14 protein-coding genes are annotated in these 12,335 nt (G+C 62.3%); 6 read left to right on the forward strand and 8 right to left on the reverse strand.

Annotation, left to right across the window (positions count from 1 at the left end; translation table 11 throughout):
• Positions 1-66 precede the first annotated feature (66 nt).
• From YH63_RS14610 to YH63_RS14630, 5 genes are read right to left on the reverse strand one after another with little or no spacing between them, the layout of a single operon-like run.
• On the reverse strand, positions 67-426 hold the full coding sequence (locus YH63_RS14610; RefSeq protein WP_046826965.1) for a DUF6867 family protein: 360 nt from the start codon (positions 424-426) through the stop codon (positions 67-69).
• Positions 426-1,163, reverse strand: a complete 738-nt coding sequence (locus YH63_RS14615; protein ID WP_046826964.1) for an ABC transporter ATP-binding protein — start codon at positions 1,161-1,163, stop codon at positions 426-428. The genes YH63_RS14610 and YH63_RS14615 overlap by 1 nt, the downstream gene beginning before the upstream one ends.
• A complete protein-coding gene (locus YH63_RS14620) occupies positions 1,160-2,005 on the reverse strand; it encodes an ABC transporter ATP-binding protein (RefSeq protein ID WP_046826963.1) in 846 nt (281 codons plus the stop codon). The genes YH63_RS14615 and YH63_RS14620 overlap by 4 nt, the downstream gene beginning before the upstream one ends.
• The gene (livM, locus tag YH63_RS14625; RefSeq protein WP_046826962.1) at positions 2,002-3,339 is read right to left on the reverse strand and encodes a high-affinity branched-chain amino acid ABC transporter permease LivM; all 1,338 of its coding nucleotides are present in this window, start codon (positions 3,337-3,339) and stop codon (positions 2,002-2,004) included. The genes YH63_RS14620 and livM overlap by 4 nt, the downstream gene beginning before the upstream one ends.
• An 8-nt stretch (positions 3,340-3,347) precedes the next feature.
• On the reverse strand, positions 3,348-4,262 hold the full coding sequence (locus YH63_RS14630; RefSeq protein WP_046826961.1) for an ABC transporter permease subunit: 915 nt from the start codon (positions 4,260-4,262) through the stop codon (positions 3,348-3,350).
• 672 nt (positions 4,263-4,934) lie between these two features.
• Between YH63_RS14630 and YH63_RS14635 the strand changes: the two genes are divergently transcribed.
• Positions 4,935-5,465 (forward strand): hypothetical protein, encoded by a 531-nt coding sequence (locus YH63_RS14635; protein ID WP_046829496.1) that lies wholly within the window; start codon positions 4,935-4,937, stop codon positions 5,463-5,465.
• On the opposite strand, the gene YH63_RS21650 is transcribed toward YH63_RS14635, so the two are convergent.
• From YH63_RS21650 to YH63_RS14645, 3 genes are read right to left on the reverse strand one after another with little or no spacing between them, the layout of a single operon-like run.
• The gene (locus tag YH63_RS21650) at positions 5,438-5,830 is read right to left on the reverse strand and encodes a carboxymuconolactone decarboxylase family protein (RefSeq protein WP_046826960.1); all 393 of its coding nucleotides are present in this window, start codon (positions 5,828-5,830) and stop codon (positions 5,438-5,440) included. The two genes, YH63_RS14635 and YH63_RS21650, sit on opposite strands and share 28 nt — an antisense overlap.
• Positions 5,831-5,839: 9 nt before the next feature.
• A complete protein-coding gene (gene pcaD / locus YH63_RS14640; protein ID WP_046826959.1) occupies positions 5,840-6,622 on the reverse strand; it encodes a 3-oxoadipate enol-lactonase in 783 nt (260 codons plus the stop codon).
• A 25-nt stretch (positions 6,623-6,647) separates the two neighbouring features.
• Entirely contained in the window at positions 6,648-8,003 is a 1,356-nt protein-coding gene (locus tag YH63_RS14645) for a 3-carboxy-cis,cis-muconate cycloisomerase (protein ID WP_046826958.1), read from the reverse strand.
• Between the two features lie 203 nt (positions 8,004-8,206).
• On the opposite strand from YH63_RS14645, the gene YH63_RS14650 reads away from it, so the two are divergent.
• From YH63_RS14650 to YH63_RS14670, 5 genes are all read left to right on the forward strand, one after another.
• Complete coding sequence (locus tag YH63_RS14650) at positions 8,207-8,656, forward strand: SRPBCC family protein (protein ID WP_046826957.1); 450 nt, start codon at positions 8,207-8,209, stop codon at positions 8,654-8,656.
• A gap of 210 nt (positions 8,657-8,866) precedes the next feature.
• On the forward strand, positions 8,867-9,352 hold the full coding sequence (locus YH63_RS14655; protein WP_046826956.1) for a (2Fe-2S)-binding protein: 486 nt from the start codon (positions 8,867-8,869) through the stop codon (positions 9,350-9,352).
• 25 nt (positions 9,353-9,377) lie between these two features.
• On the forward strand, positions 9,378-10,184 hold the full coding sequence (locus tag YH63_RS14660; protein WP_046826955.1) for an FAD binding domain-containing protein: 807 nt from the start codon (positions 9,378-9,380) through the stop codon (positions 10,182-10,184).
• 19 nt (positions 10,185-10,203) lie between these two features.
• Entirely contained in the window at positions 10,204-11,112 is a 909-nt protein-coding gene (locus YH63_RS14665) for an AAA family ATPase (RefSeq protein ID WP_046826954.1), read from the forward strand.
• Positions 11,113-11,131: 19 nt separating this feature from the next.
• A complete protein-coding gene (locus YH63_RS14670) occupies positions 11,132-12,328 on the forward strand; it encodes a vWA domain-containing protein (RefSeq protein ID WP_046826953.1) in 1,197 nt (398 codons plus the stop codon).
• The last annotated feature ends 7 nt before the right edge of the window (positions 12,329-12,335 follow it).

A 12,335-nucleotide genomic window follows, 5' to 3' on the forward strand; every position in this document is an offset into this window, starting at 1 on the left:
GACAAACAGATCCCGGATATTGTCCGCTGATTTTACCGTCAAGTCATCGGCAATTTTGGGCCGCGCTCAGGCCTTGGCTGGCGCATCTTGCCGCAGCCGCCAGCCGAGGGGGCCGCTTGGTTCGTACAGCCAGTAATACTGCCGGACCATCTGCTGCGCCCGGGTGCGCTGAAAAGACAGGCAGGCGGCGGCGATCAGGATAGCGGTCTCGGCTAAATAAGCCTGCGGCTGCAACAGGGTTTCATTGAACAGTGCGAAATGCACGAATCGCACGGCCATCCCCAGCGGGACCATCGAGATGGCGGCGATCCAGATGCTCCGCCAGGTTAGCGCAATGGCGTGGCCGGCCAGTACGGCACAGCCGCCGCCGAGCACCAGGGTGACGAACAGCACCTGAAAGATGGATTCGTTGGAGTAGAAGGCCATCAGTGACGCCCCCCTTCAAGGTAGGCTGCACGAATCTCCGGCCGGGCGAGGAGTTCCTCGCCGGTTCCGCTCAGCGTGATCAGGCCGTTGACCATCACATACCCGCGGTGTGCCAGCTTCAGGGCATGGTTGGCGTTCTGTTCGACGATCAGGACGGTCAGGCCATCCTGCCGGTTGAGTGTGCGGACTGCGTCGAAGATTTGCCGCGCGATCAGCGGCGCGAGGCCAAGCGACGGTTCGTCCAGCATCAGAAGGCGGGGGCGGCTCATCAGTGCGCGCCCAATCGCCAGCATCTGCTGTTCGCCGCCGGACAGTGTGCCGCCGCGCTGCGAGATGCGTTCCTTGAGGCGCGGAAACAGCGTGAAGACGCGTTCCAGATCTTCGTTGCGCTCGGCTTCGGTGCTCTCGCCGGCGGCGTCCGCACCCATGCGCAGGTTTTCCGCGACCGTCATGCGCGGGAAAATGCGCCGTCCTTCGGGTGACTGCGCGATCCGCAGCCGCGCGACATGATGGGTCGGTTCGTTCGTGATGTCCCGGCCATCGAAGGTGATGAGCCCGCCGCGGGCGCGGGGCCGCCCGAACACCGACATCATCAGCGTGGATTTGCCGGCGCCGTTGGAGCCGATCAGCGCGACGATTTCACCGGGGTTGATGTCGAGATCGACGCCCTTCAGCGCTTCGATATTGCCGTAGGCCGCGACGAGTCCGCGAATGGAGAGGAGGGGCGCTGTGCTCATGTGCCACCCTCCATCACTTCGATGGCGGTTTGCTCGTCAGCCCCGAGATAGGCAGCGATGACCTTCGGGTCGTTGCGGATTTCCTGCGGCGTGCCCGCCGCGATCTTCACGCCATGGTCGAGCACGAAGATGCAGTCGGAGATTTCCATCACCACCGACATATCGTGTTCGATCAGCAGCACCGACGTTCCGTGATCCTTGCGGATCGCCAGCAGCAACTGGCTCAGTTCGTCGCTTTCCCGCGCGTTCAATCCGGCAGCGGGTTCGTCCAGGCACAGCAGGACCGGCTCGGAACACATCGCGCGCACGATCTCGAGCCTGCGCTGATCGCCGTAGGGCAGGTTACCTGCTGCGTCATCGGCGCGCGAGGTGAGGCCGATGCGGTCGAGCCAATAGCGCGAGCGCTCGATGGCGTTCTTTTCGGCGCGGCGGAAACCGGGGGCGCCGATCAGGCCTAGAAATGTGTAGCCTGACGCCAGCATCAACGGATTGTGCTGCGCGACCATCAGGTTTTCCAGCGCCGTCATGCCCGCAAACAGCCTGATGTTTTGAAACGTGCGGGCGACCTTCGCGACCTTGGAGATGCGATAGTCGAACAATCGCTCCAGAAGAAACTCGCGACCGTCTTCATGAATGAGACGCATCATGCCGGTGGTCGGTTTGTAAAAGCCGGTGATGCAGTTGAACACGGTGGTTTTGCCGGCGCCGTTGGGGCCGATCAGCGCGGTGATGTCGCCGCGTTTCGCTGTGAACGATAGATCGTTGACGGCGACGATGCCGCCGAAGCGCATCGACAAATGGTCGACGTCGAGAATGTCGTCGCTGGTATTGTTCGTCGTCATCCGCGGCCTTCCCTGACCATCGCGGACGAAATCTCCGAGGGCTTCTCCAGAAACACGGATGGTGCGCGATGACCGATCAGGCCGCGCGGCCGCCAGATCATCAGCAGCACCATCGCCGAGCCGAACACCAGCATGCGGAACTGCTCGAGCCCTCTGAACAACTCGAACCCGCCGATCATCGCAAGCGCGGCTAGCGCGACGCCAAGCTGTGAACCCATTCCGCCGAGCACGACGATAGCGAGCACCAGAGCGGATTCGTGGAACGTGAAGGATTCGGGGCTGATGAAGCCCTGACGGGTGGCGAAGAATGCCCCGGCAAAGCCGCCGAACATCGCGCCGGTCGCAAACGCAGTCAGCTTGGTGGTCGTGGTGTTGATGCCGAGCGAGCGGCAAGCGACTTCATCCTCACGTAGCGCTTCCCACGCGCGGCCAATCGGCAAACGCCGCAGGCGAATCGTGACCCAGTTCGTGAGCAGCGCGAGCGCGAGGATGAGATAGAACAGGAACACCACGCGGTGCGTGGTGGAGAACTCGATACCGAGCAGAGCGGCGAGCCCGTCGTCAGTGTTGGTGAGCGGGATGCCGAAGAATGACGGCCGCGGAATGCCGGTGATGCCGTTCGGGCCGCCGGTGACGTGCTGCCAGTTGAGCAGAATGAGCCGGATGATTTCGCCGAAAGCCAGGGTCACGATGGCAAGGTAGTCGCCACGCAATCGCAGCACGGGAAAGCCGAGCAAGACGCCCCAGAATGCGGCGAGAATTCCGGCCAGCGGCAGGCAAACCCAGAACGACAGGTCGAAGGTCGTTGCCAGCAGCGCGTAGGAATAGGCGCCGACCGCATAGAATGCGACGTAACCGAGGTCGAGCAGGCCGGCAAGACCGACGACGATGTTCAGCCCCCATCCCAGCATGACGTACGTCAAAACGAGGATGCCAAGATCGAGAATGTAGCGCTGGTCGTAGAAGATCACCGGCACCAGCGCGGCAAAGACGAGCAGCGCCGGGGCGAAAAAGCGACGCAAGGTCGCGATCGTGTCGTTGGCCGACTCGGGAATAAACGAGACGCCCTTCGACGGCCCGATCCATTGTCGCAACAGTTCGACAATGATGCTTCCGAAAAACACCGCGGCTACCATTGCGGCGAGATCGCCGAACCGGGTCCAGTAAATCAACTGGCCCTCCGGTCCGGCTTCGGTCCGGACGCCGATCATGAGCGAAAACAGAACCAGCGCCACAAGGGCGCTGATGAATGATTTCTTCAGAATGAAGGCGATGCCGTGCGGGGCTGCGGCGGCTTTTGGTGCGCGAATGGCGGGATCGGTGGAGCGCGCCACGCTGCCTCTCAGACTTTTTCGACTTCCGGACGGCCCAGCAGACCGGTCGGAAGAAAAATAAGGACGACGATGAGAATCGAGAACGCCGCAACGTCCTTGTATTCGGAGGTGAAGTAGGCGGCCCAGAAGGTCTCGATCAGGCCGATCAGAAGTCCGCCCAGCATCGCGCCGGGGAGCGAGCCGATGCCGCCGAGCACGGCGGCGGTGAACGCCTTGATGCCGGCGACGAAGCCCATGAAGAAATCGACCACGCCGTAATAGAGCAGGTACATCATGCCCGCGACGGCGGCGAGCGCAGCACCGATCACGAACGTCATTGAGATAGTGCGGTCGACGTCCACGCCGAGCAGCGAGGCCATGGTCTGGTCCTGCTCGCAGGCGCGCATGTCGCGGCCGAGCCGTGTGCGTGCCACAAGCCATGAGAAGACCGCAAGCAGGATAATCGTGGTGATGACGACGATGATCTGGATGTTCGACAGCCGCACCACGAAGCCGTCGTTTTCGAACAGCGTATGACCGCCCGTGATCACCGGCGGCACGGGCTTGACGCGTGCGCCCTGCGACACCTGCGCGTAGTTGGTCAGGACAAACGACATGCCGATGGCGGACAGCATCGGCGCCAGGCGAAACGATTGCCGCAGCGGACGATAAGCGATCCGCTCGACGGTCCAGCCGTAAAGCGCCGTGATCGCCATTGCGACCAGCAGCACCAGAAGCAGGATGACGGGAACCGTGGTGAGGCCGATCGAAACCAGGATGAGAAAGGTGATGAGGGCGATGAAGCCGCCGATCATGAAGATATCGCCGTGGGCGAAATTGATCATGCCCACGATGCCGTACACCATCGTGTAACCGATCGCGATCAGGCCATAGATTGAGCCGAGCACCAATCCGTTGATGAGTTGCTGGGCAAAGTAATCCATGGGCTGCCGTGTTTGAGCAAAGCGATCGACACGTCGAAGGCTCCGGCAGCCGGATCGTCGCGTCGTCCCATTTTCTAACAGCGGGAACTGAGGGCGGCAACCGTACTGGGTGCGGCTTCCGGTCGTCATCCACCCAACATTTCGCTGCCGCGAAAAGACCACGCCGGAACTGGGGTTCCTTCGCAGCCGATGGAGATGCCGTCGGTTGGCTCCATGTTCAACAATGGAGGTGCCAACGTGGGCAATCAGAACAATCCGAACCAGAACCCGGGCCAGCCAGAACCCGAGTCAGAAGCCGGGTCAGCAGGGCGGCGGGCAGAAGCCCGGCCAGCAGTAGATCCAAGCCGGAAAGCCCGACCAGCAGGGTCAGCAGAGCCAGAAGGGCGGGCACTAGTTTGCAGGATGAGCTTGGTTCCCGGTTCGGGACCTGAGCCATCCGATAGAAGAGGGAATCCCGCCGGAAGGCGGGACTTTCTTTGCGGCGCGCCGATCCGCTCTGGTTGTCCACAGCTCCGGCCGCGCCGTTAAGGTTAAGGAATGGTTTAAATTGCCGCTCACGTTTGAGCGGAGTTAGCTCCGCCGGTGCGGCGCCCGACGGCGCGGCTTTGGCGGGAGCATGACATCGAAGCCTTGGTTTCGGACGCCATGTTCCTCAAGTCAGGGGCAGGCGGCATGTCGAAGGATTGGCGGATCAGCACGTTCAACGGCGTGCTTCTGGCGTGTTACTTCATCCCGTCATGGACCATTTCGGCGATGAAGATCTGGATTTCGCCGATCCGCGGCTTTTACGACCGCACCAATATAGCTGCCGCAATGTATGTCAGCGATTATCTCAGCCTTTCCGCGATGGGCACGATCCGTCTCGCGTGGATGATTGCACTCTGCAAGATTACGGTCGCCGCATTCTTCCTTGTTTTCCTGCTGCTGGTCATCCGTGCTGCGATCCGCAACAAGGGCGGAGCCGACGAGGCGCTTGCTTTCGCGTTGGGGGTTGGGGCGTTCATCAGCATGGCAGGCCTGATTGCCGCCTCGAAGGTCGGCGAACTGGCGGCGTTGCGTCTTCACGCCAGCGAATCCTTGTTGCTGATCGGCGCCGCGATCCTGCTGATCATCGACACCGATCCTGCGGCGGAGCGGAAAACCGAGGCGTCGGTGCAGGCTGCGCCGAATTACAACTACTTGTCGAGTAACCCCAATTCCTGAACCACGCTGGCGGCTTCCTTGACCGCATGGTTAGCCGCGGGGACACCGCAATAGATCGCCTGCTGCAACAGGATTTCCTTGATGTCGTCCGGCGTGAATCCGCCTTCGCTTAACGCCGCGCGGACATGCAGGCGAAATTCGTCCCATTGCCCAAGCGCCACCATGGTGCCGATCACAAGGACACGGCGCGTCCGCTCGTCGAAATGCGGACGCGTCCAGATCTCGCCCCAAGCATAGCGCGTGATGAGATCGAGGAAGTCGGCGTTGAATGAATTCCTGCCCGCCGCGGATTTGTCGACCCATGCGTTGCCGAGCACCTTGCGTCGCTGGGCCGTTCCCTGATCGCGGCGTTGATCGTCGTCCATGAGGTGTTCTCAGCGCTGGGTCAGGAAGCCGACCACGGCTTCGGTGAAGTTGTGCGACTGTTCGATGTTGGAGATATGCGCCGCATCGAGCAGGGTCATGCTCGCGTTAGGGATGTGGCTGCGAATAAAGACACTGGCTTCAACCGGCGTCGCCATATCGTGGCGGCCCGCGATCACCAGCGTCGGCGTCTTGATCTGCGGGAGCAGGTCGCGTTGATCGAGCTTGCTCAGGGCCTCGCAGCAGGCGACGTAGCCCTGCACGGGTGTTGCCATCAGCATCGCCTTCATGCGGGCCGTGATCTGCGGTTCGCGGTCACGGTAATCCTCGGTCAGCCAGGCCGCCATCACAGCGTCGGCGATTGCCGCGAGGCCACCGTCGTTGACCGCCTTGATGCGGTTCAGCCAGTTGGTCGGATCGGGATAATAGCAGGACGTATTGGCGAGGATCATCCTGTCGATGCGCTCCGGCGCGTTCGCCCCCAGCCACTGGCCGACCATGCCGCCCATCGACAGTCCGCACCAGTGCACCCGCTCGATGTTGAGGTCGTCGAGGATCGTCAGCACGTCCTTGCCAAAACGCTCCATCGAATAGGGCCCGGCCGGAACGCCGGATTTTCCGTGGCCGCGGCGGTCATAACGGACGACGCGATAGAGCTTCGTCAGTGCAGCCATTTGCGGCTCCCACATCTGCATGGTCGCGCCGAGCGAATTCGACAGCATGATCGTGGGTCCGCCGTCGCGCCCCTCCACCGAGACATTGAGCATGCATCCGTCGGCGTCGATCATAGGCATGTGTATTCTCCGTGACGTCTTGTTGTTATTCGCTGTCCAGCGACGCCAGCAGCCGGTCGATCAGCGTTTGCGCGACACCCTGATAGGCCATCGGGTCGAACAGGCTTTCGAGCGTACCGGTGTCGATGTGGGTGGTGACGCGGGTATCTTCCGCGAGAACGCTGCGCAGATGCTGCCGGGTTTCGATAGCCCTGCGGCTCGCGGCCTCGACGATGAGATGGGCTTCGCCTTTGCCGATCTTTTCCGCCAGCGCCATCGCTACGGCCTCGGCCATGACGAGACCCTGGGTCGTGTCGAGATTGGCGCGCATCCGCGCGGCATCGACTTCGAGGCCCTCTGCAATCTCGGCAATAGCGGAGAGCGCTCCCGAGGTCACCAGTTGCAGCGTCGGTAATGTCGGCCACTCGGCATGCCAGGGGCCGGCGCTGCGTTCATGATCCTGAATCTGCGCAGCGAATATCGTCGCCGCAAGATTCGGCGCCATCGTCGCCGCCGCCAGAACCCTTGCCGCCGCCACGGGGTTGCGCTTGTGCGGCATCGTCGACGAGCCGCCGCGGCCTTTGCCCGCAGGCTCGAACGCTTCCGCGACATCGGTCTGCATCATCAGGGATACGTCGCGGGCGATTTTGCCGCAGGTGCCTGTGAGAATGGCCAGGGCTGACGCCACATCCGCGATTCGGTCGCGATGCGTATGCCACGGCGCATCCGGCAGCGGCAGCGACAATTCCTGGGCAAGTTGTTCGGCAACCTTGAGACCCTTGTCGCCGAGAGCGGCAAGCGTTCCGGCGGCGCCGCCGAACTGCAGGGCCAGCGTTTCACCGCGCAATCGCTTCAGGCGCCTGCGCGAACGATGCAGTGCAGCCGCGTACTCCGCCAGCTTCAGTCCGAATGGCATCGGCAGGGCGTGCTGCAGCCATGTGCGCGCAACCACTGCCGTTTCGCGATGCCGGAGGGCCATCCGGGCAAACCCCGTGATTGCACGGTCGAGATCGACAATCAGCGCGTTGATCGCCGCGCGCAGGCCCAGCATCGTCGCAGTGTCGATCACGTCCTGGCTGGTTGCGCCCCAATGCACATAGCGCGCGGCGGAAGGATCCGCGTCGGCGACTTTCGCGGTCAGCATTTTCACCAGCGGAATGGCGAGATTTCCAGCGTGAACCGCAGCCTCGGCAAGCGCCACGCGGTCGAACGATTCGGCATGGCAGGCTTTCGCGATGCTGACGACGGCGCTGGCGGGAATGATGCCGACCGCTGCTTCGGCGCGCGCAAGGGCATGCTCAAAGTCCAGCATATGCTGCAGATACACTTCATCGTCGCACACAGTGCGCATGGCGGCGCTCGACAGCAAAGGTGCGAGCAGGGGAGGTAGTGATGAACTCATGATGCGCGGACCCTATCCAAGGCTCCGACGCCTGCCAATAGCGCGATACCCTCGCCGAAAGCACTGCAACACGACGGGGGTTGCTGTTCGATGTTTTTGCAACGCTCCTTCCCGTACGGTACCCTTTCTTTTGCGGACGCTGTATCCTAATTGAGACCGGCAGGGGCCGCGGGATGCGGCTATCGAATGAAGGAGGTTTGCACATGGCAATGACGATGACGGGTGAGGTGCAGCTTCCTGCTTCTCGTGAAGTGGTCTGGGAAAAGCTCAACGATCCGGCCATTCTGAAAGCCTGCATTCCAGGCTGCGAGGAATTGGAGCGGGCCGGGGACAACCAATTTCAGGCCGTCGCCAAGATGAAGGTCGGGCCGGTGTCCGCACGCTTCAAGGGCAAGGTCACCCTGAGCGATTTCGATCCACCGAACAGCTACAAGATCTCCGGCGAAGGCGAGGGCGGCGTCGCCGGATTCGCCAAGGGCGGGGCCACGGTAGCGCTGGCGGAAAAGGATGGCGGCACGCTGCTGAGCTATAATGTCGAGGCCCAGATCGGCGGCAAGCTGGCACAGCTCGGTCAGCGCCTGATCAACGGCGCGGCCAAGAAGCTGGCCGATGAATTCTTCGCGAAATTCGCAGACGCAGTGAAGGCGGCCTGAGGCCGTTTGGGCATATCAGCTCCCCGCACAAATCAAGCCTTCTTGTCCGGAAGCGCGGGGCGGTGAGGTTGCTCATTGCCGCAATGGCCCATATTATGAATTTGGAACCATTTTAAACGCGTTTTGCGCCGCGCCATGCGGCGCGGCGAAACTTGTGTCCAAGCCTTGTGTCTGGGCCTTGGGCGCCAAGCCGAAAACAAGAGAGTGTTGATGGCCAAGATTTCACTGATCGTGAACGGCAATCCTGTGACGGGTAAGGTCGATTCGCGCACGCTGCTCGTCCAGTTCTTGCGCGAGCATCTTCGTCTGACCGGGACCCACGTCGGCTGCGACACCTCGCAGTGCGGGGCCTGCGTCGTCCATCTCGACGGCAAGGCGGTGAAGTCCTGCACAACGCTGGCGGTGATGGCGGACGGTCATAATGTGACGACCATCGAGGGCCTTGCTGCCGACGGCGCGCCGCTGCATCCGATGCAGGAGGCGTTCCGCGAACATCATGGTCTGCAGTGCGGCTTCTGTACGCCCGGCATGATCATGACTGCGGTCGATCTCGTGCACCGCAAGGGGCATGACCTCAGCGATCATGTCATCCGCGAAGAGCTTGAAGGAAATCTGTGCCGCTGCACCGGTTACCAGAACATTGTGCTGTCGATCGCGGCCGGCGCCAAGGCGATGGCCAAATCCGATCTCGCGTAATCGACGACTTCCCGAAGGACAGCTCATGTACGACTTTAAGTATCATCGTCCGGGGACTGTGCGGCAGGCCGCCAATCTTCTCGTCAAGAATGAAGACGCCAAGCTGATCGCCGGCGGCCATACGCTGGTGCCTGTGATGAAGCAGCGGCTCGCCAGCCCGCCGCATCTGGTCGATCTCAGCCACATCGAAGGCCTCAACGGCATCGAGATGAAGGGGCGCAACCTGGTGATCGGCGCGACCGCGACCCATGCTGAAGTCGCGAACTCCAGCATTGTCGGCGAGGCCATTCCCGCGCTTGCGGAGCTTGCCGGTCTGATCGGCGATCCGGCCGTTCGCCACAAGGGTACCATTGGCGGTTCGCTCGCGAACAACGATCCCACCGCGGATTATCCGGCGGCGGTCACGGCGCTTGGCGCGACCATCGTCACCAACAAGCGCCGGCTGAAGCCGGAGGAATTCTTCCAGGGCCTGTTCACCACAGCGCTTGAGCCGGACGAGATCATTACCCGCGTGATGTTTCCGCTGCCGAAGAAGGCCGCGTATCAGAAATTCCGGAATCAGGCTTCGCGCTACGCGCTGGTGGGCGTGTTCGTCGCAAGACGTCCGTCGGATGTCCGTGTCGCGGTGACCGGCGCGGGCGGGGACGGCGTGTTCCGTGCAACGGAATTCGAGGAGGCGCTGAAGAAGCGATTCTCGCCGAAATCGCTCGACGGGCTGACGGTATCCGCCGACGGCCTCAACAGCGACATTCACGGCAGCGCCGAGTATCGCGCGCATCTCATCGGCGTGCTTGCGCGCCGGGCTGTGGAAGCCGCGACCGCCAAGACTTGAGTTTGGAGTCGGTGTGAGCATGAGCAAAATTCCCGCATCGGTCGATGCAACGCTCGATCTGCTCACCAGCCGCGGCTATCTCGCGGAGCGCTCGCTCGCGACGGTGGTCTATCTGTCGCTCAAGATGGGTCGTCCGCTGTTTCTTGAAGGCGAGGCGGGCGTCGGCAAGACCGAGATCGCCAAGGTTCTGAGCACAGCGCTCGGGCGCAAGCTGATCCGTCTGCAATGCTATGAAGGTCTCGACGTCGCATCCGCGGTGTATGAGTGGAACAGTGCGGCGCAGATGATCGCCATTCGTCTGGCCGAGGCCAGTGGGGAAACCGACCGCGAGCAGTTGTCCGCAGACGTCTTTGCGGAAAAATATCTGATCAAACGTCCGCTGCTTCAGGCCCTGGAGCCGGATGTCGCCGGGCCGCCGGTGCTGCTGATTGACGAACTCGATCGCGCGGATGAAGCCTTCGAGGCTTATTTGCTGGAAATTCTCAGCGACTTCCAGGTGACGATCCCGGAGTTCGGTACGGTGAAAGCGCCGCAAGCGCCCATCGTGATCGTGACTTCGAACCGTACCCGCGAAATCCACGACGCGCTCAAGCGCCGCTGCCTGTATCACTGGGTCGATTATCCCAACGCTGAACGCGAACTGGCTATCGTCAAGTCGCGCGTGCCGAACATCGGCGCGAAGCTGTCGCAGCAGGTGGTCGGCTTCGTGCAGGCATTGCGCGAGCAGGATTTGTTCAAGGTGCCGGGTGTGGCCGAGACCATCGACTGGGCGACCGCACTGACCGAGCTCGACGCACGCTCACTGACGCCGCAGGTGGTGGGCGATACGCTCGGCGCGCTGCTGAAGTATCAGGACGACATCGGACGCATGCAGGGGCCTGCGCTCGACAAGGTGATCAAGGAAGCCGTCAACGATCCGGCGGCCTGAACACGATCCGGGAATCGTCATGCCAGATGACATAGAGACCCCAGCGGCCGGATTGATCGCGGACAATGTCGTCGGCTTTGCACGCGCGCTGCGCGTCGCCGGTCTGCCGATCGGGCCGGGTGCGGTGATCGATGCGCTGAAGGCGATGCGGCTGATCGACATCGGCAACCGCGCCGATCTGTTCACGACGCTCAAATCGATCTTCGTCAAACGTCACGAGCACGCACTGATATTTGCACAGGCGTTCGATCTGTTCTTCCGCCGCGCCGAAGGCACGGAAAGCATGCTCGACTCGGTCCCGCTGCCGCCCGAAGCGCAGAAGCCTCCGCCACCGGCCTCGCGGCGGGTTCAGGAAGCATTCTCCCAGAGCCGCAATATTGAGGGCCCGGAGATTGAGGAGAAGGACGTCCAGCTCTCGGTCTCCGATCGCGAGGTCTTGCAGCGCAAGGACTTCGCGCAGATGAGTGCTGCCGAGATCGCCGAGGTGACGCGCGCCATCGCACAGATGAAATTGCCGCAGGCTGAATTGCGTACACGGCGCTTCAAGCCCGACGCGCGAGGCCAGCGGCTCGATTTGCGGCGCACGTTGCGCGGGAGTCTCCGCACCGGCGGCGAGATCGTGAAATTCCAGCGACTCGGGCGCATCGACAAGCCGGCGCCCATTGTGGCGCTGCTCGATATTTCCGGTTCGATGACCGACTATACCCGGCTGTTCCTGCAATTTCTCCACGCGATCACTGATGCGCGCAAACGCGTTTCTGTATTTCTGTTCGGCACCCGGCTGACCAATGTGACGCGCGCCTTGCGGGCGCGCGATCCGGACGAGGCGCTGGCCGCCTGTTCGTCGAGTGTCGAGGACTGGGCCGGCGGGACGCGGATCGCGACTTCGCTGCATAATTTCAATAACCTGTGGGGCCGGCGTGTGCTCGGGCAGGGCGCCACGGTGCTCCTGATCTCGGATGGGCTGGAGCGCGAGGCGGATTCCCGGCTGGAATTCGAGATGGACCGGCTTCACCGGTCGTGCCGCCGCCTGATCTGGCTCAACCCGCTGCTACGCTTCGAGGGTTTTGAGGCCAAGGCGCAGGGCATCAAAATGATGCTGCCGCATGTTGATGAATTCCGTCCCGTACATAACTTGAAGTCGATGGAGGGATTGATCGCCGCGCTGTCGTCCAGTCAGCCGCCCCGGCGTATCGACTCCCGCTCCGCAGCCTGAGGACACA

It is taken from the genome of Afipia massiliensis (genome assembly GCF_001006325.2).
In the GTDB taxonomy this organism is placed as follows: Bacteria; Pseudomonadota; Alphaproteobacteria; order Rhizobiales; family Xanthobacteraceae; genus Afipia; species Afipia massiliensis_A.

What these genes read in the sequence shown, in the direction of transcription:
- YH63_RS14645 (WP_046826958.1), bottom strand. Translation starts at nt 8,003, where the DNA reads ATGAGTTCATCACTACCTCCCCTGCTCGCACCTTTGCTGTCGAGCGCC.
- YH63_RS14650 (WP_046826957.1), top strand. Translation starts at nt 8,207, where the DNA reads ATGGCAATGACGATGACGGGTGAGGTGCAGCTTCCTGCTTCTCGTGAA.
- YH63_RS14660 (WP_046826955.1), top strand. Translation starts at nt 9,378, where the DNA reads ATGTACGACTTTAAGTATCATCGTCCGGGGACTGTGCGGCAGGCCGCC.
- YH63_RS14670 (WP_046826953.1), top strand. Translation starts at nt 11,132, where the DNA reads ATGCCAGATGACATAGAGACCCCAGCGGCCGGATTGATCGCGGACAAT.
- YH63_RS14635 (WP_046829496.1), top strand. Translation starts at nt 4,935, where the DNA reads ATGTCGAAGGATTGGCGGATCAGCACGTTCAACGGCGTGCTTCTGGCG.
- YH63_RS14630 (WP_046826961.1), bottom strand. Translation starts at nt 4,262, where the DNA reads ATGGATTACTTTGCCCAGCAACTCATCAACGGATTGGTGCTCGGCTCA.
- YH63_RS14655 (WP_046826956.1), top strand. Translation starts at nt 8,867, where the DNA reads ATGGCCAAGATTTCACTGATCGTGAACGGCAATCCTGTGACGGGTAAG.
- YH63_RS21650 (WP_046826960.1), bottom strand. Translation starts at nt 5,830, where the DNA reads ATGGACGACGATCAACGCCGCGATCAGGGAACGGCCCAGCGACGCAAG.
- pcaD (WP_046826959.1), bottom strand. Translation starts at nt 6,622, where the DNA reads ATGCCTATGATCGACGCCGACGGATGCATGCTCAATGTCTCGGTGGAG.
- YH63_RS14615 (WP_046826964.1), bottom strand. Translation starts at nt 1,163, where the DNA reads ATGAGCACAGCGCCCCTCCTCTCCATTCGCGGACTCGTCGCGGCCTAC.
- YH63_RS14665 (WP_046826954.1), top strand. Translation starts at nt 10,204, where the DNA reads ATGAGCAAAATTCCCGCATCGGTCGATGCAACGCTCGATCTGCTCACC.
- YH63_RS14620 (WP_046826963.1), bottom strand. Translation starts at nt 2,005, where the DNA reads ATGACGACGAACAATACCAGCGACGACATTCTCGACGTCGACCATTTG.
- YH63_RS14610 (WP_046826965.1), bottom strand. Translation starts at nt 426, where the DNA reads ATGGCCTTCTACTCCAACGAATCCATCTTTCAGGTGCTGTTCGTCACC.